Source organism: Burkholderia sp. BCC1998 (assembly GCF_905339875.1).
Lineage (GTDB): Bacteria > Pseudomonadota > Gammaproteobacteria > Burkholderiales > Burkholderiaceae > Burkholderia.
Genome location: NZ_CAJPHE010000008.1, coordinates 125,471 through 151,381, shown reverse-complemented (window position 1 = coordinate 151,381; position 25,911 = coordinate 125,471). Strand labels below are relative to the sequence as shown.

22 protein-coding genes are annotated in these 25,911 nt (G+C 64.8%); 10 read left to right on the top strand and 12 right to left on the bottom strand.

Translation table 11 applies throughout. The features are described 5' to 3' along the window. Positions 1 to 63 precede the first annotated feature (63 nt). The gene (locus tag U5A56_RS16615) at positions 64 to 723 is read left to right on the top strand and encodes a glutathione S-transferase family protein (RefSeq protein ID WP_321923443.1); all 660 of its coding nucleotides are present in this window, start codon (positions 64 to 66) and stop codon (positions 721 to 723) included. A 45-nt stretch (positions 724 to 768) separates the two neighbouring features. Here the strand turns inward: U5A56_RS16615 and U5A56_RS16610 are convergent, their stop codons facing one another. The 10 genes from U5A56_RS16610 to U5A56_RS16565 form a co-directional block, all read right to left on the bottom strand. Then, entirely contained in the window at positions 769 to 1,857 is a 1,089-nt protein-coding gene (locus U5A56_RS16610) for a porin (RefSeq protein ID WP_321812889.1), read from the bottom strand. 217 nt (positions 1,858 to 2,074) lie between these two features. After that, the gene (locus U5A56_RS16605) at positions 2,075 to 2,410 is read right to left on the bottom strand and encodes a Rieske (2Fe-2S) protein (RefSeq protein ID WP_044848342.1); all 336 of its coding nucleotides are present in this window, start codon (positions 2,408 to 2,410) and stop codon (positions 2,075 to 2,077) included. A gap of 3 nt (positions 2,411 to 2,413) precedes the next feature. Further along, positions 2,414 to 2,725, bottom strand: coding sequence for a YciI family protein (locus U5A56_RS16600; RefSeq protein WP_321796337.1), 312 nt, complete (start codon positions 2,723 to 2,725; stop codon positions 2,414 to 2,416). A 5-nt stretch (positions 2,726 to 2,730) separates the two neighbouring features. Continuing rightward, complete coding sequence (locus U5A56_RS16595) at positions 2,731 to 3,606, bottom strand: intradiol ring-cleavage dioxygenase (protein ID WP_321923440.1); 876 nt, start codon at positions 3,604 to 3,606, stop codon at positions 2,731 to 2,733. A gap of 29 nt (positions 3,607 to 3,635) precedes the next feature. Beyond that, positions 3,636 to 4,703, bottom strand: a complete 1,068-nt coding sequence (locus U5A56_RS16590; RefSeq protein ID WP_044848340.1) for a maleylacetate reductase — start codon at positions 4,701 to 4,703, stop codon at positions 3,636 to 3,638. Between the two features lie 7 nt (positions 4,704 to 4,710). Beyond that, a complete protein-coding gene (locus U5A56_RS16585) occupies positions 4,711 to 6,177 on the bottom strand; it encodes an aldehyde dehydrogenase family protein (protein ID WP_321923438.1) in 1,467 nt (488 codons plus the stop codon). Between the two features lie 40 nt (positions 6,178 to 6,217). Next, positions 6,218 to 7,237 (bottom strand): hydroxyquinol 1,2-dioxygenase, encoded by a 1,020-nt coding sequence (locus tag U5A56_RS16580; RefSeq protein WP_321923437.1) that lies wholly within the window; start codon positions 7,235 to 7,237, stop codon positions 6,218 to 6,220. Between the two features lie 42 nt (positions 7,238 to 7,279). After that, the gene (locus U5A56_RS16575) at positions 7,280 to 7,774 is read right to left on the bottom strand and encodes a hydroxyquinol 1,2-dioxygenase (RefSeq protein ID WP_124523322.1); all 495 of its coding nucleotides are present in this window, start codon (positions 7,772 to 7,774) and stop codon (positions 7,280 to 7,282) included. Between the two features lie 114 nt (positions 7,775 to 7,888). Beyond that, entirely contained in the window at positions 7,889 to 8,818 is a 930-nt protein-coding gene (locus U5A56_RS16570) for a LysR family transcriptional regulator (RefSeq protein ID WP_044848336.1), read from the bottom strand. 131 nt (positions 8,819 to 8,949) lie between these two features. After that, positions 8,950 to 10,200: an MFS transporter gene (locus U5A56_RS16565; protein WP_321923435.1), complete on the bottom strand. Its 1,251-nt coding sequence runs from the start codon at positions 10,198 to 10,200 to the stop codon at positions 8,950 to 8,952. 375 nt (positions 10,201 to 10,575) lie between these two features. Here U5A56_RS16565 and U5A56_RS16560 point away from each other — a divergent pair, with 375 nt between their 5' ends. From U5A56_RS16560 to U5A56_RS16530, 7 genes are all read left to right on the top strand, one after another. After that, entirely contained in the window at positions 10,576 to 10,740 is a 165-nt protein-coding gene (locus U5A56_RS16560; RefSeq protein WP_193759821.1) for a hypothetical protein, read from the top strand. 307 nt (positions 10,741 to 11,047) lie between these two features. Continuing rightward, positions 11,048 to 13,816: a type VI secretion system Vgr family protein gene (locus U5A56_RS16555; protein ID WP_321923433.1), complete on the top strand. Its 2,769-nt coding sequence runs from the start codon at positions 11,048 to 11,050 to the stop codon at positions 13,814 to 13,816. Positions 13,817 to 13,834: 18 nt separating this feature from the next. Further along, complete coding sequence (locus U5A56_RS16550) at positions 13,835 to 16,147, top strand: hypothetical protein (protein ID WP_321923431.1); 2,313 nt, start codon at positions 13,835 to 13,837, stop codon at positions 16,145 to 16,147. A 134-nt stretch (positions 16,148 to 16,281) separates the two neighbouring features. Next, positions 16,282 to 17,625: a virulence factor gene (locus U5A56_RS16545; RefSeq protein WP_321923429.1), complete on the top strand. Its 1,344-nt coding sequence runs from the start codon at positions 16,282 to 16,284 to the stop codon at positions 17,623 to 17,625. 71 nt (positions 17,626 to 17,696) lie between these two features. Next, positions 17,697 to 17,954, top strand: a complete 258-nt coding sequence (locus U5A56_RS16540; protein ID WP_321923584.1) for a PAAR domain-containing protein — start codon at positions 17,697 to 17,699, stop codon at positions 17,952 to 17,954. 18 nt (positions 17,955 to 17,972) lie between these two features. Further along, a complete protein-coding gene (locus U5A56_RS16535) occupies positions 17,973 to 18,287 on the top strand; it encodes a TrfB-related DNA-binding protein (RefSeq protein ID WP_044848364.1) in 315 nt (104 codons plus the stop codon). Positions 18,288 to 18,555: 268 nt separating this feature from the next. Continuing rightward, positions 18,556 to 20,040: an aminotransferase class V-fold PLP-dependent enzyme gene (locus tag U5A56_RS16530; RefSeq protein WP_044848332.1), complete on the top strand. Its 1,485-nt coding sequence runs from the start codon at positions 18,556 to 18,558 to the stop codon at positions 20,038 to 20,040. A gap of 254 nt (positions 20,041 to 20,294) precedes the next feature. Here U5A56_RS16530 and U5A56_RS16525 read toward each other — a convergent pair whose 3' ends face one another. After that, on the bottom strand, positions 20,295 to 21,410 hold the full coding sequence (locus U5A56_RS16525; protein ID WP_044848331.1) for a DJ-1/PfpI family protein: 1,116 nt from the start codon (positions 21,408 to 21,410) through the stop codon (positions 20,295 to 20,297). 88 nt (positions 21,411 to 21,498) lie between these two features. Here U5A56_RS16525 and U5A56_RS16520 point away from each other — a divergent pair, with 88 nt between their 5' ends. Then, entirely contained in the window at positions 21,499 to 22,509 is a 1,011-nt protein-coding gene (locus tag U5A56_RS16520) for a GlxA family transcriptional regulator (protein WP_044848330.1), read from the top strand. Between the two features lie 408 nt (positions 22,510 to 22,917). Further along, positions 22,918 to 24,450 carry an amino acid permease gene (locus tag U5A56_RS16515; RefSeq protein WP_044848329.1) on the top strand — a complete coding sequence of 511 codons (1,533 nt, stop codon included), beginning with the start codon at positions 22,918 to 22,920 and terminating at the stop codon, positions 24,448 to 24,450. Between the two features lie 123 nt (positions 24,451 to 24,573). Here the strand turns inward: U5A56_RS16515 and glyA are convergent, their stop codons facing one another. Continuing rightward, positions 24,574 to 25,821, bottom strand: a complete 1,248-nt coding sequence (gene glyA, locus U5A56_RS16510) for a serine hydroxymethyltransferase (protein ID WP_044848328.1) — start codon at positions 25,819 to 25,821, stop codon at positions 24,574 to 24,576. Positions 25,822 to 25,911: the final 90 nt, after the last annotated feature.

Below are 25,911 nucleotides of genomic sequence, written 5' to 3'. Positions count from 1 at the left end.
AGACGAAGCCGCGCGGCCGTCCTATATTGGTCGGCCTGTCCCGAATGCACACCGGAGCCCGCGATGCCGCAAGACCGTCACCTGACCCTGTTCCACTCCCCGCGCAGCCGCTCGGCCGGCGCGCGGATGCTGCTGGAAGAACTGAGTGCCGACTATGAACTGCACGCGTTCGACCTCTCCACCGGAAAACATCACGAAGCCGACTACCTCGGCATCAACCCGCTGGGCAAGGTTCCCGCGCTGCGTCATGGCGACGTGATCGTCACCGAGCAGGCCGCCGTCTACATGTACGCGGCCGAGTTGTATCCGGAAGCCGGCCTGTCGCCGGCGCCGGGCGATTCGCTGCGCGGGCCGTATCTGACCTGGATGACGTTCTATGGCTCGTGCCTCGAGCCGGCCCTCGTCGACCGCTCGATGAATCGCCCGCCCGCCGCCTACTCGACGTCGCCGTACGGCGACTTCGATACCGTGATGATGCGGATCGATGCGCAACTGGCGAAAGGGCCCTACCTGCTGGGCGAACGCTTTACGGCGGTCGACGTGCTGTGGGGCTCGGCACTGAACTGGACGACGATGTTCAAGCTGGTACCCGAAACGCCGCGCATTCGCGCGTACATCGATCGCGTGCTGGCGCGCCCGGCGATCCAGCGCGCGCAGGCGGCGGATGCGGCGCTGGCGGCGGAACAGGACAAGGCCAAGGAGGCGGCCGCAGCGGCGCGGTAGCCGGTTGGCGGGCGGACCGCGACGCCGGTCCCGCCCGCCGCGCCATCAGAACATCGTATGCAGGCCGACCCGCGCCACCGCCTGACTCGCTGAACTCGACGCCCCGTTCGGATCGAGCACGCCGTTGATCTGCGCGTTCGCGCCGCTGTTCGCGCGCTGATAATCGGCGGACACGTAGACCATCGTCCGCTTCGTGAACAGGTATTGAAGCGCGACGCTGACCTGATGCGCATGGTTGTCGTTCACGGCTTCGTTGCCCTTCATGTACATGTACTTCGCGCCGAGAAACACGTCCGGCCTGATGCGCCACACGCCGCCGGCCTCGGCCATCCACACGCCGGCATCGTTGAACGAATTGTGCACGGTGGTCAGCAGCGCCTTCGCGCTCACCGCACCGAAGTCGTAGTGCATCCCGACACCCCAGTTGCGCACGCTGGTCGACGGCGTGCCGGGCGCCGGGCCGTACTTCTCGTTCGTATATGCGGCACCGATGCCGAGCGCGCCGACTTCGTAGTTCAAGCCCGCGCTCACGGCATTGTCCGCGCCGATGGAACCGGCCACGCCGCCGAACGCATACATCACACCGCCGGAAAACCCCGCGACCGTCGGCGAAGTGTATTTGACCGAATTCGCGACCGGCTTGCTGCCTGCCGTGCGATCCCAGTCGAACGCGCCGGTCGGGTTACCGGGCAGCGCGAGACGCTGGAACGGGCCATTCCTGAATCCGTACAGCCCCGAGATGTCCATCGAGATCGCATTCCCCTTCGCAAACAGCGAATCGACCATGAAGTCGTACTGATTCCCGAGCCTGACGCTGCCGAACCGGTCGCTCTCGATGCCCACGTATGCATTACGTCCGAAAATCCCGGTCCCGATGATGCTGCCGTTCGCCATCGAGAACTGGTTCACGAGCGCGAACGTCGCGTGATATCCGCCGCCGAGATCTTCCGTGCCGCGAAAGCCGAACAGGTTCGGCGTGAAGATGCCGTCGTCGAACTTGACGTTCTTCCCGCCGCCCTCGTTGCTGACGTACGAGATGCCGCTGTCGATCAGACCGAACATGGTCACGCTGCTCTGTGCGTACGCACCCTGCGCGATGGCCAGCATCGCGAATACTCCAAACCTGAGCTTCATTGCGTCTCCGTCTTTTTTTGAAATTCGAGCCGGTCGCCCGCCACGTCGCGAACGATCCGCTCATGCTTCGTGAAACAACACCTTCCCCCACCCGGATCAGGCTTGCATCCGGGCCGGTACAATAAAATTCATTTAGTTTTGCTTATCGACTTGAACGAATGAAATCCCGCGTATTTCCGATTTCATCCAGCCAGATGCGATCGGGCCGTCCGCCGATTCAGGCGCTCCGGCAAATCACCCACGCCGCCGCATCCACCTCGACGGCCACGGCTTCCAGCCCGGCACCCGAACACGGCCCGTCGATACACACACCGTCGTCGAACCGGAACAGCGCACTGTGATGCGCGCACATCAGCACCTGGGATCGATAACAGGAAACGCTGCCCGGCACGAAATCGAGCGGAACCGAGAAATGCGGGCAACGATTCACGTAAGCCCACACCTGCTCCCCGCGCCGCACGACGATGACGGGGCGTCCGATGCACGCCTCATCGACGACCCGCGCGCCACCATCCGGCACATCGGCGAAGCGACAGAGTTGCGTGGCACCCATGACTCACGCTCTCCGCTCGGGATTGCCGAGGCTCCAGTCCCACGGACGCACCTCGACCCGCGAGAACAGCCCTTCCTTCACATACGGATCGTTGCCGACGAACTGCATCACCGCATCGATGTCGTCCGCCTCGACGACGAGCAGCGTGCCGTTCATCGCATCGCCCTGCGGATCGAGCGTCGGCCCGCCGAGCCGCACATACACGCCGTGCTGCGCGGCGGAACGCAGGTAGGTCCGATGCGTCGGCCGCACGCGGTCGCGCACCTCGCGCATGCCGGGCTGGTCCGTCGCAAACACCGCAAAGAATCGCGCCATGTCGGTCAGCTCCGGTCGAGCACGAAGTCGTACGTCGCCTCGCGATACGGGCCGCTCAAGCCGACCCGGCGCGCGAGTTCGTCACCCGCCGCACGCGGCCGATAGGCGATCATCAGCGACGGCTTCACGCCGAAGACGGCATCCGACTGCAGATACGCGTCGTTCTCGTCGAACAGATGCGTGACGAGCTTGCGGTAGCCCGGCGCATCGATCATGAAATGCAAATGCGCGGGCCGCCACGGATGGCGCCCGGTGGCATCGAGCATCTTCCCGACCGGGCCGTCGGTCGGAATCGGATAGCTGACCGGCAGGATCGTCGTGATCGCGTAACGACCTTCGGCATCGGTCCGGTAGCGGCCGCGCAGGTTGCCGTGCGGCTGCGCCGTGTCCTGCCCGGAATACATGCCGTTTTCGGCGGTCTGCCAGACGTCGAGCACGGCGTCCCGCACCGGCGCGCCGTCGGTCGTGAGCACGCGGCCATGCACGACGACCGGCGTGCCGGGCGTGAACGCCATGTTCTCGCCATACGCGCGCTCGGGCATGCCCTCGATGTAGAACGGGCCGAACACGGTTGTTTCCGTCGCACCGGTGGCGAAGCGATGGTTGATCGCATCGACCAGCATCGACACGCCGAGCGTGTCCGACAGCAGGATGAATTCCTGGCGCACGACGTCGTCGCACATCTGCCCGGTTTCGGTCAGGAAGCGAATCGCGGCCATCCACTCGGCCTCGGTCAGCTCCGTTTCGCGGACGAACGCATGCAGGTGCCGCACGAGGCTCTGCATCAGCACGCGCAAGCGCGGGTTCGGCGTACCGTCGAAGCTGGCGACGACCTGCTCGGTCAACCGCGTGTCGCCGTCATCATGATGATCATTCGTCACGTTCGTCTCCTTTGTATGCAGCCGGCCGCTCACTGCGGCTCGCGCCCTTCCCACGCATGCTGAAGCAACTCGCGGATCGGCGCGCGCTCGATCGGCCGCGGATTCGCGTACGGGTTCCGGCACGCGAGGTCGGCGGCTTCGTCGAGGCCCGCTTCCGGCATTCCGATGTCGGCCAGCGCCGCCGACAAGCCCAGTTGCCGGTTCAACCGGAACAGCAGCGGGCCGGCGTCGGCCGCGTCGGTGCCGCCCAGCGCCCGCGCGACGCGGCGCAGCGCGTCGGGCGCCGCCGCATGGTTGTAGTGCGCGGTATGCGGCAGCATCGCGGCATGCGTCTGTGCGTGCGGCAGGTTGAAGGTGCCGCCGAGCGTATGACAGAGCTTGTGATGCAGCGCCATGCCGACCGCACCCAGGCACGTGCCGGCGAGCCAAGCGCCATACAGCGCGCGGCTGCGCATCTCGCGATCGTCGGGCGCGCGCACGATCGCCGGCAGCGCTTCGCCGAGCGCACGAATCGACTCCTCGGCCATCAGGCTGATCACCGGGTTCGCATCTTCCGCGTAGAGCGCCTCGACCGCATGCGCCATCGCATTGACGCCCGACGCCGCTGAAATCCCCGGCGGCAGCGACAGCGTCAGGGACGGGTCATACAGCACGGTACGCGGCAACACGCGCGCATCGCGTCCGGTGCGCTTGAGCCGGCCTTCCGTGAGCCCGAAGATCGGCGTCATCTCCGAGCCCGCGTAAGTCGTCGGCACGGCGAGGATCGGCAGCGACGACTCGAGCGCAATCGCCTTGCCGAGCCCGATCGTCGAGCCGCCGCCGATCGCGATGCAGCAGTCCGCGCCCAGCTCGGCGGCCATCTCGCGCGCGGCCCGCGCCACCTCGACCGGCACGTGCATCACGGCCTGCGCGCACACGCCGGCCGCGCGCTCGCCGAGCACGGCCCGGACACGTTCGGCGAGCGGCTGCTGCTCGGGCGTCGACAGAATCAGCGCCCGCTGCGCGCCGAGCGCGGACAACTCGTCCGGCAGCCGTTCGAGCGCGCCCCATTCGAACACGACGCGGGACGGCGTTCCCTGATAGACGAAGCGCTCCATCTCGGCCTCAGCGCTTGAAGTGCGGCGGCACCTTGCCGTCGACGTTGACCCACACCGAGCGTGCTTCCGTATAGTCGTGCATCGCCTCGAAACCCATCTCGCGGCCGTAGCCCGACTTGCCGATGCCGCCGAACGGGCTGCCCGGATTGACGCGCTTGTAGCAGTTGATCCAGCACATGCCCGCGTCGATCCGCGCCGCCATCCTGTGCGCGCGGGAGAGATCGTTGGTCCAGAGTCCGCTGCCGAGCCCGTATTCGGTCGCGTTGGCGATCGCCAGCGCTTCCTCGTCGCTGCCGAAGCGCAGCACGGTGACGAACGGGCCGAACACTTCCTCCTGCGCAACACGATCGGCGGCGCTCTTCGCTTCGATGACGGTCGGGCGCACGTAGTAACCGTTCGCGAGTGCCGCATCCTGCGGCGCGCTGCCGCCGGCGAGCACGCGGCCGCCCTGCTCGCGCGCGACGTCGACGAACGACAGCACGCGGTCGAGATGCTGCTTCGACGTCAGCGGGCCCATCTCGGTGTCGGGGTCCAGCGGGTTGCCGACGCGGATCGACGACGCCAGCGACACGAAGCGCTCGAGGAATTCGTCGGCGATGCGTTCATGCAGCACGAGCCGCGAACCCGCTATGCACGCCTGCCCCTGGTTGTGGAAGATCGCCCACGCGGCGCCGTTGATGGCGGCGTCGAGGTTCGCGTCGTCGAACACGATGTTCGCGCCCTTGCCGCCGAGTTCCAGCTGCACGCGCTTCAGGTTGCCCTGCGAGGCCTCGACGATCCGGCGGCCCGTCGCCGTCGAACCGGTGAACGCGATCTTCCCGACACCGGGGTGTTCGGCGAGACGCTGGCCGGCCGTATGACCGTAGCCGGGAACGATATTGACGACGCCTTCGGGAAACCCGACTTCGGCCATCAGTTCGACGATGCGCAGCGTCGACAGCGGTGTGATCTCCGACGGCTTGAGCACGACGGTGTTGCCTGCCGCCAACGCCGGGCCCATCTTCCAGCTCGTGAACATCAGCGGGAAATTCCACGGCACGATCTGGCCGACGACGCCGATCGGCGCGCGCTGCACGTAGTTCAGGAAGCCGGTTTCGACCGGAATCACCGAGCCCTGCAGCTTGTCGGCCATGCCGCCGAAGTAGCGGAAGCAGCCGGCCGTGCGCGGCACGTCGAGCGCGCGCGAATCGCGGATCGGGTGGCCGGTGTCCAGCGATTCGAGCTGCGCGAGTTCCTCCGCGTTGGCTTCGATCGCGTCCGCGAGGCGCAGCAGCAGCCGGCCGCGCTCGGCCGCCGGCATCGCCGACCACTTCGGAAATGCGCGGGTCGCGGCTTCGACCGCGAGGTCCACGTCCGCCGCGGTAGCGGCGGCGATCTTCGCGATCAGCGAGCCGTCGTGCGGGTTGAGCACGTCGATGGTGCCGCGCTCGACGGCGTCGACGAAGCGCCCGTCGATGAAGAGTTGGGTTTGCATGAATCGTCCTCGATGGTGTGCTTGTGCGAGCCGGCGCGGCTCAGAACTCGATCGGATACGGCGCCAGCTCGCCGCTCTCGTATCGCTGCGGAAGGTTCGGCGTCGCGTTTTCCCAGACCAGCAGCATCGAACGCTTCGTCGAGTAGCCCTGGTGCCGGATGTCGGCGGGCATCGCGCAGATGTCGCCGGCCCGCATCGTGACGCGCGCGCGCGGTGCGCCGGTGTTCTTGTCGCCGATGTCCCACACGATTTCGTCGGACAGTTGCAGGAACCATTCGACGCGGTCGTTGCCGTGGAATACCGGCAGGATGAATTCCTCGGTGGTCGGGCAGAACAGGCTGCGCCCGCACACGGAGGTCACCGACGGATTCCACGTCACGTCCGAACGCGACAGATACTTGAACAGGTTGAACGCATGCAGCTCGCCTTCGAAGCCCGGCTTCACGTGCACTTCCGGCTCGTCCTGAGCGACGTCGAGAAACGCGCGGTTGACCGGCAGATCGTCGCGCAGCGGCGAGTCGCCTTCGAGGCCCGGCATGCGGCGCGTCGCGATGCGCGTGCGTTCGATCGCCGCGCCGTTCTCGCCGTGCTTGCGCCCGAACGCCGTGCCGGTTTCCTCCGGCGCCGCGAACGGATCGAAGCCTTCGTTGGTCCAGTCGTGCAGCATCGCCTTGAAGGTCGCCATGATCGTCGGCGTGTCGAACGTCTCGGTGTAGTCGACGCCGGCTTCCTTCAGGATCCCGTTGAACGTGCCCGCATACATGTCGACCTTGCCGTAGTGATTGCGCGTGCCGAACACGTGATCGAAATTCACCCAGCCGTAGAAGAAGCCCCACGCGACGTCGCGCATCATCGCGCGCAGGAATGCGTCCGCGGGGATCGCGTGCGTGCGGGTCTGGCCTTTCGCCGGCCAGCTGATTTTCACGAAATACTCGTCGCGCTGGAACGCGAATTCACCGAGGTGGAAGCGGCGGTAACCGGTGACGGCATCGGCTTGCGTGGCCTGCACCAGATCGGCGGCGAAGCCTGCGGAAAGATCGAGGGTCTCGAGGGTGGCCATAACGTGTCTCCTGGAATAGTTGAATCTTCGCGATCGAATCGATCAGTGCAGGCAGATGTCGGCCCACTTCTCGACGGACAGCTCGCCGAGCACGGTCTGCACGAGCGCGACGCCCGGCTTGCTGGCGGTGAAGCGATACGCGCAGCCGGCCGGCAGCAGTGCCTGGTGGCCCTTGCGCAGCACGACATAACCCATCTCGCGGCCCGCCGGCTGCGTGCCGGCGTTCACGGTGCCGCGGCCGGTGGCGGGCGGGTTGTCGAGCTTGATGAAGTCGATGCGGACTTCGCCATCCATCTGGATCGCGAACTCGTCATGCGCGCACGCGAACCACGGCGACTGGCCTTCGGTGCGCAGCACTTCGATCACGTATTCGAGGTTCTTGCCGGCGACGACCTTTTCGTAGGGCGCCGACTTCGATGCGATCTCGAAGACGTTCGAGAACGCGTAGTGTTTTGCGCTACCGCTGGTGATTTCGATCTCGCCCTTCGTGTAGCCGTCGAGCGAGCCAAAGACGGTGTGGAATGCCGTGTCGGTCATTGCTGTCTCCTGAGTTGAACCGCTTGTTGGATTCAACTTTAGGGGCGACGACGCCCGTCAACAAGGCAACGGAGCGCGACTACGGCATTTGCGTTTCGCGAATAATCGCTTCGCTCAACGAACCCAGCCGCGCTCCAGCAGCGGACGATCCCACGGCGACTCGTCGCCGATGTATTCGACAAGGAATTCGACCAGCGCCTTCACCTTCAGCGCCTGTCGCTGCGTTGCGGGATAAACGGCGGCGAAGCTCAGCGGCGCGATCTGGAAGTCGGTGAGGATGGGCACCAGCCGGCCCGCGACGAGCGCGTCGCTCGCGACCAGCGTGGGCAGGCACACGACGCCGCCGCCCGTCAGCGCGTACTCGCGCAGCAGGTGCACGGAGTTCGAGCGGATCATGCCCGGCAGCTCCATTTCGACGACCTCGTCGCCGCGCGTCAGCGTCCAGCGGTTGCGTGATGGATAACCCGAATACAGCGCCGTGGTGTGCTGCAGCAATTCGCGCGGATGTTGTGGCGCACCATGCGCATCGAGGTAGGCCGGCGACGCGCAGAACAGGCGTCGGACCACGAACAGGCGCCGCTCGATCAGCGACTCGGATATCGGCGGAAAGATCTGGAACGCGATGTCGAACCCTTCTTCGACAGGGTCCACGACACGGTCATTGACGATGATGTCGAGCTGGATGCCCGGATAGCGGCGATTGAATTCGGCGAGCGGCACGCCGAAGTGATCGAGCGCGAAGCCGGGCAGCATCTGGATGCGCAGCCGCCCGGTCGGCGTCGCGCGCAGCTCGCGCATCTGGTCGGTCAGCTCGTTGACGCGCCCCACGACTTCCGCGCATTCGCGATAAAAGGTCTCGCCCACTTCGGACAGCCGCACGTGGCGCGTGCTGCGATGGAACAGCGGCGCGTTGACGAACTTCTCCAGTTGCTGGATGCGGTTCGTCACGACCGAACTGGTGACCCCAAGCTGCCGCGCCGCTTCCGCGAAGCTGCTCGCCTCCGCGACCCTGACGAACGCCTCGATGCTCAGAAACCGGTCCATGCCGCACCTTTCCCGAAAGCCAAACCGGCAGTCTAACCGCACCTGCCGGCCGGGTGGGTCACGCCGAACGCGTCACACTGTCACCTGACGGGTGTCAATCCCGCCGGCTGCGCGCATGACCGCGCCGCACGTTACGGCTGCTTGCCCGCCGACAGCTCCGGCTGCACGCCCACGCGGCGCTGCAACACGGCCGGGGCCGTCTCCCGCAGCAGCATGCTGACCACGATGCCGAGCAGCACCGCCCCCATCGGCAGCCACAGAATGTTCTGGATCCCGAAGTTCGCGGCGACGTAGCCGCCCATCGCCGGCGCGATGCCGCCGCCGAAGATCTCGCCGCAACCGACCACCACGCCGATCGACGTCGACACGAGGCCGACGGGCGCGGCTTCGGTCGCGACGGGGCCCGACAGCAGCGACACCAGCCCGAGCGTGAAGAACGACGCGACGAACAGGACAACGAACAGCACGACCGGTTGCGGGCCGAGGCCGCGGAAGATGTAGAGCATCACCGCCGTGCCGGCGAAGCCCGCGATGCTCGCGAGGCGGCGGCCCACCACGTCGGACAGGCCCGGCAGCCCGAACTGCCCGAGAAAGCCGCCGAAGCCGATCGCCGACACCACGAGGCCCATCTTCTGCGTGCCGAGCGCAAGGTAATCCGTCAGGTACAGCGGCAGCAGCGCGCCGAGCACGAACACGCCGGTCATCGCGCAACACAGGGCGGCCATCGCGACGAGGATGTTGCGGCTCTTGAGCACATGGCCGAGCGACGCCGGCGCGTGCTCCGACACGACCTCCTTCGCGCGCTTCGGTTCGCGGATCACGAAGAACATGATCGCGCCGAGGATCAGCCCGGGAATGGCCACGAGCGCGAACACCCAGCGCCACGACACGACGTTGAGCAGTTGGGTCGCGATGATCGGCGACAGCGCCAGCCCGAACAGCGCGAAGCCGCTTTGCTGCAGCCCGAGGTTCAGGCCGCGCCGCCGCGGGTGCGACGCGTCGGCGGTGGCCGCGAAGCTGGTCGGGCAGAACGAACCTTCGGCGACGCCCATCAGCCCGCGGATCGCGATCAGGCCGAGCAAGCCGCCCGCGAGGCCCGAGAAGCCGGACAGCAGCGAGAACGCGATGATGGCGGGAATCAGGACCTTGCGGCGGCCGACCTTGTCGGAGATGCCGCCCATCAGTGCCGCGAAGATGCCCCACGACAGGCCGAGCACGCCGATGCAGTTGCCGACGTCCTGCGCGCTCAGGTGCAGGTCCTTCATGATCGAAGGGAACAGCGGCGCGATGAGCCAGCGGTCGAGGCCGACCAGGCCGAAGCCGAGCGCCAGCAGCGTCACCGCCTTCCACTCATAGGAGGTATCCCACTCGTTTGCTTTCATGTCTGTCTCCGTGGATTGGTCCGCTTGCGCGCGCCGGGGCGTCCGCGCATCAGCCAGGTCCGTTGTCTTGGGTGTGCGACGCGACGTGAGTCGCGAGGAAGTGGCGGCCGCCTGTCCGGCTTCTTTCCGGGTGCAGGCGTCGAATTCAATCAGCCGACGCCCGAACGATAGGTGCGCGCAGGCGGATCGGGTATGGAACAACCGGCGAACGCGCCATTCGCGAAACGCAAATAATCGGCGGCGGCGGGCGGGAAAGGTCGGTGGAGAAGCGCTGTGGAAGGGGGCGCTGCGCCGAAGCGGCGCTTGGTTGAGGGTTACGGGGGAATCCCTCATAGACATTAGCGATGCCCGCAGGCGACGCCGCTTGCGCGACCGATGAACGCCGTTCAGCGCGCCGCCCGGCCGCGCGCTGATCAGGTCGCGTCGAATGACGAGACCGGCAACCGGCCGATGCGCTCCGAGCGGGCACGAAGCAATCCGTCCACACGTTTTTCGTCGACGCAATACGCCGCCATTTTCTTCGAAATCAGACGGATCTGATCCCCAAAGACCGTTAATCGATTTTATTTAAATAAAACGGCCCGTGCGACAACTACGCAATCCGACAGAACCACCGTGCGCCCCCTTTTCGCCGATCAATACAAGACTTTTAAAAACCATCCAAATCACCGAAAAAGAAAAATACCGTTTCAAACTAAGCATCTAGCTACATAAAAACAAAAATACATTTATCAAGACCGACAAGCTTGATATTCTCGACGCGAATTTTAGATCCAATTTCCTCATTTCAAACAGGATCACATTTCAAACAAATCCCAATCAATAAAAAAGCAATGAGATTATGGCGATGTCGATAGCAAGAACATTTCGGGAATTTGCGACCAGTCTGACCGACGGGAGCTCGCGACCCGTCGATCTCCATTTCGGCCGGGCGCAGCGCGCGGTCGGCCACTTGCTTGCGCTCCATCACGCCGATATCCGCGAAGGCCTGATGTCCGGCATCGACGGCGAACTGACCTGCGTGTCGAGCCACGATCATCTGTCGCCGACGCTGTTTCTCGGCCTGCCCGTATCGGTCCGGCTGACGACCGACCGCGGCAGTACGCGTGCGATCAATGCGATCGTGCGCGAAGTGCGAACCGGTCAATCCGACGGCGAACTGACCGTCTATCAATTGCACGTGTGTGACGCGCTGTCGTTGATGGACCGTCGCACCAACGCCCGCGTATTCCGATCGCGCCACGTGACGGAGATTCTCGCGACGCTGATGAACGAGTGGAAACTGCGCAGCCACGCACTCACGCGCGCATTCGATTTCGACCTGTCCGGATTGCAGGCCGATCGCTATCCGGTGCGCGAACTCACGCGGCAGGTCAACGAGTCGGACGCTCGGTTCATCCGGCGCCTGCTGCGTCGGGAAGGCATTACGGTCTTCGCGAAGGCCGAGCCGGCCGGAGCCGCGCGCGGCATGAACGACGCGTGGCCGCTTCATACGCTCGTGTTTTGCGACGACCCGCATCGCCTGAAGGCGGCGCCGGCCGGTACGCTGCGGCTTCACCCGCGCGACGCCGGAACCGAACAACGCGACACGGTGACGCTTTTTGCGCACTGCCAGAGCGTGTCTCCCGGCCAGGTCCGCCGCGCGTCCTGGGACTACAAGCCGGCTCGTGCAGATGACTCCACCGCTGTCACGGACCTTGACCAGGGCGAAGCCGGGAACGACCTTGCGCGCCTGCTGACCGACGTCGCGATCGACATCCCGCACGTCGGCGACTCATGGCGCGATCACGATCGCATCACGCGCGACCGGATACTGGCGCATCAGTTCGAAGCCGAGCGTTACGACGGAATCAGCAGCGTACGCGACCTGCCCGTCGGCCACTGGTTCACGCTGACGGGCGACCCGGAGCTGGACATGCGGCCGGCCGATCGTCGCCAGTTCGTCGTCACGTCGGTTCGGCACGATATCTGGAACAACCTGCCGAAGCCGCTCGCGGGCCGCACGCACAAGTTGTTCGCGGCGAGCCGGAACCTCGCGCAAACGGCTGTGCCGGCACCTGTCGATCTGCCGGAGCAAACCGACACGCGCTATGAAAACCGTTTCACGTGCGTGCGACGCGGCGTGCCGCTGAAGCCAGCCTATGATCCGAAGGTCGATGTACCGCCGGTTCACCTGCTGACCGGCACGATCGTCGGCGCCCAGGGCGAGGAAGTGTTTTGCGACGGGGCCGGCCGCGTGCGTGTGCTGATCCACGGACACGATCCGGCCGATCATGCGCACGCGCAAGGCGCCGGAACGAACGGCCGGGCCGGCGACAGTGCGCCGATTCGTGTCGGAACAAGCCTCGCCGGAGGCAACTTCGGCGCGCTCTTCCTGCCGCGCGTCGGTATGGAAGTGCTGCTGGGATGTCTGTCCGGCGACCCGGATCGGCTCGTCATCATCGGGGTGCTGAGCAACGGCGCGAACCCGCCCGTGACGTTCACCCATACGGGCGCGCTCCCCGGCAACCGCTTCCTGTCGGGCATCAAGACCAAGGAAATCAACGGCCGGCGCTACAACCAGCTTCGTCTCGACGATACGCCGTCGCAAATCTCGGCGCAGCTGGCGAGCGAACATGCGCATACCCAACTGAATCTCGGCTATCTGACGCAGCCGCGCGAAAGCGGACACGGGAAGGATCGCGGCGAAGGTGCCGAGCTGCGCACCGACGCCGCCGCGGCTCTGCGCGCGGCGCAGGGCATCCTGTTGTCGACCTATGCGCGCACACGGGCCACGGGCGGTCAGCTCGATCGAGACGAACTGATTCGGCTGCTCGACGAATGCACGGCGCTGTTCAAATCGCTCGGCGACTATGCCGGCGAGCATGGCGGACAGTCGGCCGATACCGCCGGTCAGGACAACGTCGCCGATGCGTTCCGCAACTGGACGCCTGACGGGGCACGGCCCGGTTCGACCGGCGATGCGCCCGCGTTGATCGCGTTCGGCGCGCAGTCGGGGTCGCTCAACGTCACGCCCAGAACGCACGTCATGTATGCGGGCGAGAACATCGATCAGATCGCGCAGCAACACGTTCAGGTCAGCAGCGGCGAGCGCATCAATCTGCATGCCGGTCGTGGCGTCGCGTTGTTCGCGCACAGCGACGGCGTGTCGGCGATCGCGAATCACGGGAAGGTCACGATTCAATCGCAGCACGACGATACGCAGGTCGATTCGGCGAAGAACCTTCAACTGACCGCGTCCGGCGGGAAACTTGCGGGCACGGCGAGCGATGAAGTCGTGTTCGTCACGTCCGGTGGCGCGTATCTCAAGCTGCGCGGCGGGGATATCGAGCTGGGATGTCCGGGGACATTCACGGTGAAGTCGGCGGGGCATGTGTGGGACGGGCCTGCGAGCATGAGTGCGGATATGCCGAAGTTTGGTCAGGACACGCTTGGCCGCGTACCTAGGTTGGTCCGATCCACCGACGGCAACGCGGCTGCGGGATTCGAGGGCGAAGTCAAAAGGCCGTCCGGACCGCTATCCAACTTGTCGAGCGATGCGGCCGGCCAACTTCCGGCCGTCGATGCTGACCAGTTCGAGAGACTGGCGGTGCAGTTCATCAAAAACAATACATAGGATCGCGAAGGAATCTGCATGACTGATTCATTTCTTGACCCGCCGCTGATGGCGACTGCTCATCGCGACCAACCTGCGGCGAAAGTCGATGCTGACGACGTAGCTGTGTCGCGGCCGGCACCGCCGCCGATCGTCGTCGGCCGGGGCGAAGGCGTGACGATGTTCGCGAAGAACACGCCACTCATCTGCATCAAGCAATTGCCGTTGCCCGGTATCGTGATCTTCGTGCATGGGGTGAACTCGGAGGGCGAATGGTTCGAGGCGTCGGAGGAAGGGCTGTGCGCCGGGCTGAATCGCCGGCTCGGGCGTCTGGACGATCAGATGATGTATCACGGTATCGATGCCGGGCAATTGACGCCCGCGAAGTACACGGAGAGTTTGACGCCGGATGGGTTTCTCAACCCGAAGCTGCTTCCCAATAACTACGTCAAGCCCGAGCCGTCGTTCTCGCCCGTCATTCATTTCCGCTGGGGCTATCGCGCGACTGCTGCGGAATTGAAGGAGTACGGCGACAAGATCTTCCTGAACGAGAAGGACTATTGGGGCGGCGGCCCGTTCACGAACGGCTGTGCCAGTCTGCCCGATCTTTGGCACGGCGGTCTGGATGATCGAACGATGGGGTGGATGACCGTGCAAGGCATCAATCCAACCAATCGTCCGCTGTATCGCGCGCCGCCTCGAGCGTATGGCGTACTCGCCGCGTTGCGCTTGGCCAGACTGATCGAATCGATCCGAAGCATGCAGGCCGATGTCCCGATTACCGTCGTATGCCACAGCCAAGGAAATATCGTCGGCCTCACTGCGGCGTTCTTCGGCGACGCATTCCCCGATGTCGAGGATCCGTGGGGGCGCACGGGCCACTGCGTGGCAGACGCCTACGTGCTGGCGAACGCACCGTACAGTCTCGCCAATGCTGACGGCCCGAACAAGTCCGACACATTCATGGATTCATGGTCGCAACGCGCGACGAAGGACGGCAGCGGACGGCGTGGACGACAAACCTACGTGGCGCGCGCGAAGACGTTCGGCACATTCCTGTCGATCATCGACGCTCGAAAAGCACACGAACAACCTGCCGACAAAATCGATGAGGACATGGAAAACGAGCGGGTCTCGCCGACGAGCAAGCGGTCTTATGCGGCGCAACAGGATCGCGCGAGGCACGGGCTGAATGAATCGACATATGGCCGCGTCACCGCATATTGCTGCCCGCACGATCAAGTGATTTCGGCGGTGACGGTGCAAGGGATCGGCTGGCGCGGCATCAGCAAGCACGAACTCGACGATATCGGGGCAGCCGGCATCCTAACGCAACGGGTCTTTGCTTCCGGTTTTCCGGTCGGCGTGCAGAAACCATACCGATACTGGGAAGACGATTGGCGGCATGGCAAACAGGGAACGAAGCCGGGGTTCTGGTATCCGCCGTCGCCGCCGGCCAAATTCAATCTGGTGGGTGCGATCAGAGGGAACGAGTCTGTGTTCGGCGTGGCGGCGACGCTCGTGACCGCGCCACTCATGTTCGTCGTGACCGGCATCAGTTCGGCATTGAACATGCTCCGTGTGAACGCCGATCCGCCGAAGGGCTGGACGGTAGTTGCGGATGCCCCGGCGCTTGACGAGCCATTCCCGCCGAAGGCATTGCGATTCGGCAAGTCAGTCGAGACCAAGGACGGCGACGCGATCAGCGACTTCAACGAAGGCAACGATCCGCCGGCTGCATGGCGCGATGCGAACAAGGCTGACGCGGACAAGCGAGCCGACGACCCCTACGACCAGTACAAGGCGAAGAACCAGGACAGTATCGCTCAAGGTACGGCCGCAACCGAAGCCGGGCAGCGTTACGAGGACCGCGCATTGATGCGAATGGAGGCACGTAGGACATTGAACACGGAGTGGCTAGACCGAGACGGCCACGTGATCGGCGAGGATGGCAAGAGCGCGATTCCGGAAGGCTACAAGGATTGGCGCGACAAGCAGATCGTCGATTGGCTCGATCGCGGTGCGACCAATAGCCCCACGAATCACTCAACGACGATGACCAACCCCGAGCATGCTGAAAAGGCGCTTGCGTATGACGTCGCAGTGGGCTTGTGCTACGTAACGGAGAAGCAACTCAAAGCGTTGCGTATCGAGGCGGACTGGCGGATGGGTGAAGGTATTCCGGATGACAATCCAAACAAGAAGTATTACGAATATTTTTCACGCGGAAAATTCGACGACTTGCCGCTGCATGAATGGGTACATACCGAGGGCAGCGAAGGAAATATTCCCGGCGCGATCGCGGATCAACGTGAAGGAGAACTTTATTTGAAAGTCGGAGGTGTGATTTGAAGGCGCTAATCGCTACATGGCCGCGACGTGTCGCTATTGCCGTTTCGGCATGGCTGATTACCGTCGTGCTCATGGCCATGCTGATGGCTTACGTAGAGCAACCCGATCCGGCACATGTGGAAATAGGAGATTGGATGAAACGCTTCATTGTTGTACCTGGCCTGGCTGCGCTCATGGTGTTTCTGTTGACCACGTCAGTGATGCGTCCGGCACAAGCTGCGCCTGCCAAGGAGGCTGTAGGGAATATGGCGCTGGCAGCCGAGAAGCCGGTGAAGCCCTTCGTCGCGCAGGTGGTCGGTCTGATTTGGTTGAATCCTTTGCAACGCATGGACTATCCGACCGAATGGCAATTGTTGTGGACGCAAGGGCTCGCCGCACCGAACAAGAACGACGACATGGTGCGCACCGACGCGAAGTCATTTTCCACGCTTCAGTCGATTGGGGCGTTGGTTTACGGCAATGAGGGCGAGGAAACGTTCAAGGGCTTCTACCACAAGTACATGTACAAGTTTCCGCTCCTACTTAGCTCACGCTATGCATCCAATCCAAAATATTTCTACACGGTGAGCCCGGCCAATAAAAATGACTGGCGCGAACTGGCGGGCATTCGTGTCGAACTTGCCATTCCGAATCGACTCGAAATCGACGACTCGCAAACCTACTTGAAAGACTCGATCCGAAAGACGTTCTCGATTGGCAATCGGCATTTCCCGACGATGTGGAGCCGCGACACGCCTCCCGATGTGCAAATCACTCAAGGCGGCGCAAACGCCGGCTTCACATCGCTGAATAACGCGTTGGACTATTTACAGGCGAACCCCGACAAGACTGTCTGGGCGATGAACTGGGACGCCCCGAATTTCCCGCCCACGGATGCGCAGATCAACGAGAACCTCGTCGTGCTGTTCCTCGCCGGCCCGAACTTCAACACCGAGCGCGAACCGCTCGCCTGGATCGGCAAGGCCGCAACCGGCAACACGCACGATTTTTCACCGAAGGTCGGCACGACACGCGCCGTGCAGGCATGGAAAGCCACGATCGACGAAGCAGCACGCAATGCCGGCGTCGCGGTCACGGACCTGAATTACATCGTCCACGACGCAGGTGTACCCAGCGACGCAGCGTCGTCACGCGTTGTCTCGCTCGCGCAGACCTTGACCGAAACCCTCCCTGAATACGACCACACGAATCAGACCTTCAACACGGCCGCCCTGCTCGGCGACATGGGAACCGGCAGCGCATTGACCGATGTCGCACTCGCAATCGGCCGGATCAACCACTTCGGCGGCAACGCCTTGGTAGCAGGCACGACCGACCCCGAGCACCCCGTCGCCGTCGTCGTCAGACCACCGTCGAAGCTCACCCCGATCGATCCGGACCAGGACTGGTTCCGCGCACGCGGCGGCAACAACGCGTATCTCCCGTGGTGGGGACGCCGACACGACACCGACTACGGAATGCAAGGCTATTCGTGGTGATGCCAACCAGCACCGCAGCATGTGGCGAGCAAAACGCCGATGCCGCGCGAATCATCGAGAGGACGAGTCATATGCGAGGAATCATCCGGGTAGGCGACAGCCATACCCACGGCGGCCGGGTCGAGTCCGGCGCCGATATCAGCAAGGTCATGGGGCGCGCGGTCGCGCGCTTCGGCGACACGTGTTCGTGTCCGATCCACGGCACCTGCACGATTGCCGCCGGCGACGCTGCCTTCAACGTCGAAGGTTGGGCCGCCGCATTCGACGGTCACAAGACTTCGTGCGGTGCGACGCTCATTTCTTCCATTCCGAGCTCCGGGCGCCCCTGAATGCTGAAGATACGACGCATGACCGCCGAACAGTTCCAGCTGCTGCGGCTTCAAGATACCCGGATCAAACCGTTGAACCAATGGGCCCTGCACGAGATTTTCGTGAAGGGCCGCCCACAGCGCGAGCTGGCCGCGAAACTGGGTATGAACCGCTCGGCAATGTCGCAGCTCGTTCGCAAGGCGTGGCAGCGGTATCTGGAACTACCGGGCAACGTCACGCACCTCACCACGCTCACGATTACGATCCCGACGAAATATGAGCAAGCGCTGCATGCCTGGGTGCAGGACGCGCATCGCTTATCGAATCAGCCCGATCAAGACGAGTTGACGTGATCGACGCGCCCCTCAAGACGTTCACGGAGATCCGATTCGGCGCGGGCAGGCCGGGCAACGCCCATCGGCAGCGCCCGGCCGCGCCGGCATCCGCATGAACAATTCCCGATCTTCCATCAGGTCCAGACGAAAACAAATTCCCCCATATCAAACAAAAATAAAACGTTATTCCACATCGCTCTGAATTCCCAGCCAACTTTGGATCCTTTTTCCCCGTCCACCCTCGTATCATTTCTCCCATTCCGAAGAGAAAGAACCAGAGAAGGACATGAGCGATACCACCCCGCTGCACTACCTCGACTACGCAGCCACCACCCCTGCGGACCCCCGCGTGATCGAAGCGATGACGGCCTGCCTCGGTGCCGACGGCATCTTCGGCAATCCCGCGTCGAGTTCGCACGCCGCCGGCCGGCTCGCGAAGGAAAAGGTCGAGCACGCACGCGCGCAGGTCGCCGCGCTGATCGGCGCGCAGGCCGACGAGATCGTCTGGACCTCCGGCGCCACCGAATCGAACAACCTCGCGCTGAAGGGCTACGCGGAGACCGCGACCAGCAAGCGCCACCTCGTCACGAGCCGCCTCGAACACAAGGCGATCCTCGACACGATGGCGAACCTGTCGAAGCGCGGCATGACCGCGACCTGCCTGACACCCACCGCCGACGGCGAAATCACCGTCGACGCCGTTGCCGCGGCGATCGGCCCCGATACGGGCCTCGTGTCGCTGATGCTCGTCAACAACGAACTCGGCACGCTGACCGACATCGGCGCGATCTCGCGCATCGTGCATGCGGCCGGCGCGCTGCTGCACGTCGACGCCGCGCAGGCGCTCGGCAAGACGCCGATCGACGTGCGCGCGCTCGGCATCGACCTGCTGTCGATGTCCGCGCACAAGGTGTACGGCCCCAAGGGGATCGGCGCGCTGTTCGTCCGCAGCGAGATCGCCGAGCGCATCGCGCCGCAGATCCACGGCGGCGGGCACGAGCGCGGCCTGCGCTCGGGCACGCTCGCGACGCACCAGATCGTCGGGATGGGCGTGGCGTGCGAACTGGCCGCCGAAAAACTCGAGCGCGAAGCCGCGAGGATCGCGGCACTCAGCGCACGCCTGACGGACGCGCTGCTCACGCTCGGCGACATCACGCACAACGCGGCAGCGGCACGCCGCATCCCGCACACGCTGAGCCTCACGGTGAACGTGCCGGGCTTCTTCCCGTTCATGCTCGGCGATGCGCTCGCCGTGTCGTCGACCTCCGCATGCAACTCGACCAGCGGCGCGCCGTCCCACGTGCTGACCGCGATCGGCCTCGACGAGCAAGCCGCGGGCCGCACGGTGCGGATCAGCTTCGGCCGCTTCACGACGGAACAGGACGTCGATTTCGCGATCGCGTGTTTCGCGCGCGCGCTCGAGCAATGCCGGGCCGCGGCAGCGACCGGGTTCACAGCGTCGCGACAGATCACGCCGGCGGACCTGAAAGCGATCCGCAGCGCCGGCTTTCGCGCGGTGATCTGCAACCGGCCGGACGGCGAAAGCGCCGATCAACCGGCATTCGAGGCAATCGCCGCCGCTGCGCGCGAACTGGGCCTCGACGCGCGCTATCTACCGGTCGAAAGCGACCGGATCGGCGATGCGGAAGTCGACGCGTTCGGTGCGCTGGTCGATGCGCTGCCGAAGCCGGTGCTCGCCTATTGTCGAAGCGGAAGCCGCGCCGGGATGCTGTGGAACCGGCTGACGGCGCGGCGGACGGCGACGGTCTGAGCGCGGCCCGCATGTAACGAAGCATCGCGCGCGTCCACGTTCATGCTCGAAACCGACGTTTCGACGCGTGGCCGCCCGGGCGTCGCGATCAAACGCCGAATGCAAGTCGGCGGAAAGTGCGAAGTGCGCGCGATGTGCTGCGCGCATGTCCGCTGGCACAGGCCGAGCTCGTCGATCGGGACATCATCCCGCTCGGGCCGTTTCCGGCGTCGGAGGCACGGTTTGCGCCGGGCAACGCGCAAGCCCGGCAGCCGCTACTTCGCATACTCCAGTTGCAGCGCCACCCAGTCCGACGTCGCGTCGCCGTAGCGCGCCGCGACGTCGCCGAGCACACCGGGCAGCACCGCTTCGCCACGCCGCCCGTCCGGAATCGTCACGCGCGCGTGGCCGGCATCGGCCGGTTGCGTCAGCAAGCGCAGCCCGTGCTTCGATTCGATCACGTGCGCGTCCGCCGTTGCGACGATGTCGCTGCGCCACGTCCGCGCCCACGCATCCGCGGTGAGCGCAACCGGAAGTTCGTCGAATCCGCTCGCGACAGGCAGATCGAAGGTCCGATGCCGCCAGAACGCGACGCGATTCGTCAGTGCGGTCGCCACGGCACGCGCGGTCAACCCGAACCGGCTGCCGTCGTGAACATCGCTCCATCCGTGCGCGCCGATGTTGCGTGCCGTTTCGCGCGCGGCCACCGGCCCCGCCAGCGCATTCACCAACGCAAGCGACGCGGGAATCGACGCCGACACGCCGCTCGTCGTCATCACGTTGCCGTCCATCACGTAGCGGCGATCGTCGACCCACGCCGTATCGGCAAAACGGCGACGCAGTCCGTCGCGCGAATACCAGTGCGCGGTCGCGATGCGATCGCGCAGCAGCCCGGCGTTCGCGAGCACGGCCGCGCCATCGCAGATCGCCACCATCGTGGCGCCGGCAGCGGCCTGTTTGCGCAGCCACGCGAGCACGGCCGGCCGGTCGGCACGATGCAAGGCCGGCACGATCACGACGTCCGCGCCGAGGGGCACGTCCGCGTCGAACCGGTCGAACGTCGTATCGGCCAGGATCCGCAGCGCGGGCATCAGTTCGACCGCGCCGGCGTCGGCCGACACGGCCACGACATCGGCCGCGCCCGACGTCTTCAGAATCGCGTACGGGACGATGAAATCGGTCGTCTCAGTTCCGGCATTGTCCGCGACGATCGCAACGAGCGGCCGCGTGCGGCCCGCCTTCGGTGCGTTCACGCTCAGCGTTTGCGTGACCGTTCGTGCGCCGTGCGCGGCCGACGGCCCCGACTGCCCCGACATGCACGCGCCCAGCACCGCGCATACGAGCAGCGCAACCGCCACGCGCATCGCCCCGTTTCTGTTCCGTTCCCGCATCGCCCACCCGCGTCAATCGATTGCATGTGCGGAAAATTACAAGGATCATGCACGCGGTCACAAGGACAACTCCACCGCACTTTCCGCCATGCCCCAGTCAACCGGTCCGGCACGCGACATCGTCGTCGTCGGCTTCGAAGGCGTCCAGTCACTCGACATCACCGGCCCGATGGAAGTGTTCGCGGTCGCGAACCGCCATCTTCCCGGGCATGTCCCGCGCTATCGGCTCACGCTCGCATCGCAACACGGCAACGACATCGTCACGCACGCGGGCCTGCGTCTTGCCGGCCCGACCGCGCTTGCGGCGTTGCCCGAGCCCATCGACACGATCATCGTCGCAGGCGGCAGCGAAGCGGCGCTGCGGCACGCGGCGTCGAACGCCGGCGTGCTGCCCTGGCTGCGCACGCGGATCGCGGGCACGCGGCGGATCACGAGCATCTGCACGGGCGCATTCGTGCTCGCCGCGGGCGGATGGCTGGACGGCAAGCGCGCCACCACGCACTGGAATCAGTGTGCGACGCTGCAGGCGCTTTGCCCCGACGTGCGGGTCGAGCCGGATGCGATCTACGTGAGCGATCCGCCGTTTCATACGTCGGCCGGCGTGACGGCCGGCATCGACCTGTGTCTCGCACTCGTCGAGGCCGACTGCGGCGCGCCGACCGCGCTCGCGGTCGCGCGCGAACTCGTGCTCTTCATGCACCGTCCCGGCGGACAGGCGCAGTTCAGCGTCGGTCTCGACATCCAGGCAAACGCGACGCCACCGATGCGCGCGCTGCTCACGTCGATCGCCGACGACCCGACCGGCGACCTCGGCGTCGCCGCGCTGGCCGCGCGCCTGCACATGAGCGAGCGCACGTTTGCGCGCAATTTCCTCAAGGAGGCGGGGCTCCCGCCCGCGCAATTCGTGCTGGCCGCACGCGTCGAGCGCGCGAAGGCGCTGCTGGAGCGGGCAGACTGGCCGCTCGAACGGGTCGCGCAACGTTCGGGGTTCGGCAGCGTGGATGCGCTGCAACGTGCATTCGCGAAGCGGGTCGGGATATCGCCGCGCGACTACCGTGCGCGGTTCGGACGGAAACCCGGCAAGCAGCAAGCCGAGTAGGCCGCTCCAGGTTCCCTGCCGGGCCGACTCACGGGATTGCGACACGGGGCGCGATCGACTTCAGAAAGCGATTGCGGGCCATGTCGCCCTTCAAGGGAACGCACTTTTTCCCCGACTGTCGCATTTCGACAAGTACGGATCATCCGGATCCGGTTGGATTCCTTACAAATATTCAGCCCGCCACGCGATGCCCCCGAACGGTGCACCCGTCCGGAGTTTCGCCGGATTGCCGAAATCCGATATCGCCGCGAGATTTGGCTTCATACCGTTCCGTATCGGACCGGATACGCGATCGCCATCGATGCATGACAACGCGTGCCCGCCGACGAATTCCAGGAGCGGGCCGCAGCACCGGGCCCGGGCAGCGATGACGGTCCTGCCTCGCAGGACATACGTGACGGAGCGAATATGGATGCGAATATCCAGCCTGATGCAGGTACCGACAGCGACGTAAGCCTCCTCCACAAGATGGGATATGCGCAGGAGCTGTCGAGACGCATGAACGGCTTCTCGAACTTCGCCGTGTCGTTTTCGGTGATCTGCATTCTGTCGGGCGGCATCACCGCGTTTCAACTGGCGTTCTCCGCGGCCGGCGGCGCCTCGGTCGGCCTCGGCTGGCCGCTCGGCTCGCTGTTCGCGCTGATCGTCGCGGTGTCGATGTCGCAGATCGCGTCCGCGTTTCCGACCGCCGGCGGCCTTTATCACTGGGGCGCGATCCTCGGCGGGAAGAAATGGGGGTGGATGACGGCGTGGCTCAACCTGATCGGCCTGATCTTCGTGATCGCGGCGATCAACTTCGGCACCTACGATCCGTTCTTCAAGACGCTGATCGCACCGATGTTCGGTGTCGGTCCGGACAGCCTGACGTGGTGGCATCAGACCGCGTTCATCACGGTCATCACGATTTCGCAGGCGATCCTGAACGCACGCGGCATCCGGATCGCGAGCAAGATCACCGACCTGTCCGGCTACCTGATCTTCGTCGTGACGATCGCGCTGGTCGTGTCGCTGCTGGTCTACTCGCCGGTCACGTTCGACCTGCATCGGCTCGTCACCTTCACCAACTACACGGGCGTCGACGGCGGCGCCTGGCCGAAGCAGACCACGCCGCTCGCGTTCCTGTCCGGCCTGCTGCTGGTGACCTACACGATCACCGGTTTCGACGCGTCCGCGCATACGTCGGAAGAAACGCACGACGCGGCGAAGAACGTGCCGCGCGGCATCATCGGCTCGGTGTTCTGGTCCGCGGTGTTCGGCTACGTGATGGTGTGCACGTTCGTGCTGGTCATGCCCGACCTGACCGCCGCGATGAAACAGGGCACCGGCTTCTTCGAAGCCATCCTCGCACCGATCCCGAAGACCTTGCGCGTCTGCCTCGAGCTCGCGATGTTCTTCATCAACTACGTGTGCGGGCTCGCCGCGATCATGTCGACGTCGCGGATGATGTACGCGTTCGCGCGCGACGGCGGGCTGCCGGCGTCGAAGCTGCTGCGCAGCGTGAATCACAATCACCGGACGCCCGGCCCGGCAATCTGGACGTGCGCGGTGCTCGCGATCGTCGTCACGCTGTACGGCGACGCGTTCTCGGTACTGAGCGCGGGCAGCGCCGTGTTCCTGTTCATCTCGTATGCGATGCCGATCGGTTCCGGGATGCTCGCCGAAGGGCGCACGTGGACCGAAAAGGGCCCGTTCCAGCTGGGCATCTGGTCGAAGCCGTGCGCGCTGCTCGCGCTGGTGGGCGCGTGCGTGCTCGCGTACGTCGGCATCCAGCCGCCGAACGAGAAGGTGCTCTACGTGCTCGTCGCGTTCGTGGGCGTGCTGATGGTCATCTGGTACGGGTTCGGCGTGCGCAAGTCCTTCGCCGGGCCGCCGGTGCTCAAGGACACGCGCAATGACGAGCGTATTCGCGAACTCGAAGCGAACGTCGATCCGACCGTGTGACGCGACACCGATTCGCACACAGTGCAAAAAATCCGGCTCGCGGTGTGCGAGCCGGATTTTTTTACATCGTTTCGGAACGCGCGAGGTTCAACCGCGTCGGCAGTCGAACCCGATTGCCGCGTCTCAGCCGTAGACCGGAAAACGCTGGGTCAACTCCGCGACCAGACCGCGTACGCGTTCGATCGTCGCGGCATCTTCCGGTGCTTCCAGCACGTCGGCGATCAGGTTGCCGACCTTCTCCGCTTCCGCCGTGCCGAAGCCGCGCGTCGTCATCGCCGGCGAACCGAGGCGGATGCCGCTCGTCACGAACGGCTTTTCCGGATCGTTCGGGATCGCGTTCTTGTTCACCGTGATGTGCGCAGCACCGAGTGCCGCTTCCGCTGCCTTGCCCGTGATGTTCTTCGCGCGCAGGTCGACCAGCATCACGTGGCTTTCGGTGCGCCCCGACACGATCCGCAGGCCACGCTTGACCAGCGTTTCAGCCAGCACGCGTGCGTTCTCGACCACCTTCTGCTGATATTCCTTGAACTCCGGCGACAGTGCTTCCTTGAACGCCACCGCCTTCGCCGCGATCACGTGCATCAGCGGGCCGCCCTGGATACCCGGGAAGATCGCCGAATTGATCTGCTTCTCGTATTCCGACTTCATCAGGATCACGCCGCCGCGCGGGCCGCGCAGGCTCTTGTGCGTCGTCGTCGTCACGAAGTCCGCGTGCGGCACCGGGTTCGGGTACACGCCCGCGGCGATCAGGCCGGCGTAGTGCGCCATGTCGACCATCAGGTATGCGCCGACCGACTTCGCGATCTTCGCGAGACGCTCGAAGTCGATCTTCAGCGCGAATGCCGATGCGCCCGCGACGATCAGCTTCGGCTTGTGTTCGTTTGCCAGCTTCTCGGCCGCGTCGTAGTCGATGTCTTCCTGTTCGTTCAGGCCATAGCTGACGACGTTGAACCACTTGCCCGACATGTTCACCGGCGAGCCGTGCGTCAGGTGGCCGCCGTGCGCGAGGCTCAGCCCCATGATCGTGTCGCCCGGCTTGAGCATTGCGAAGAACACGCCCTGGTTCGCCTGCGAACCCGAGTTCGGCTGCACGTTCGCGGCTTCCGCGCCGAACAGCTGCTTCACGCGGTCGATAGCCAGCTGCTCGACCACGTCGACGTACTCACAGCCGCCGTAGTAGCGCTTGCCGGGATAACCTTCCGCGTACTTGTTCGTGAGCTGCGAACCCTGTGCGGCCATGACGGCCGGGCTCGTGTAGTTTTCCGACGCGATCAGCTCGATGTGGTCTTCCTGGCGGCGGTTCTCGTCCTGAATGGCAGTCCAGAGTTCCGGATCGACGTTGGCGACGGTGCTGGTAGTGCGATTGAACATGATGATTGATCAAAAGAGAGTGATGGATTGACCCTGGTGGGCCGGACTTGCCCGGACCCGCGAAGTCGAGCGCCGGACCGGCGCTCGATG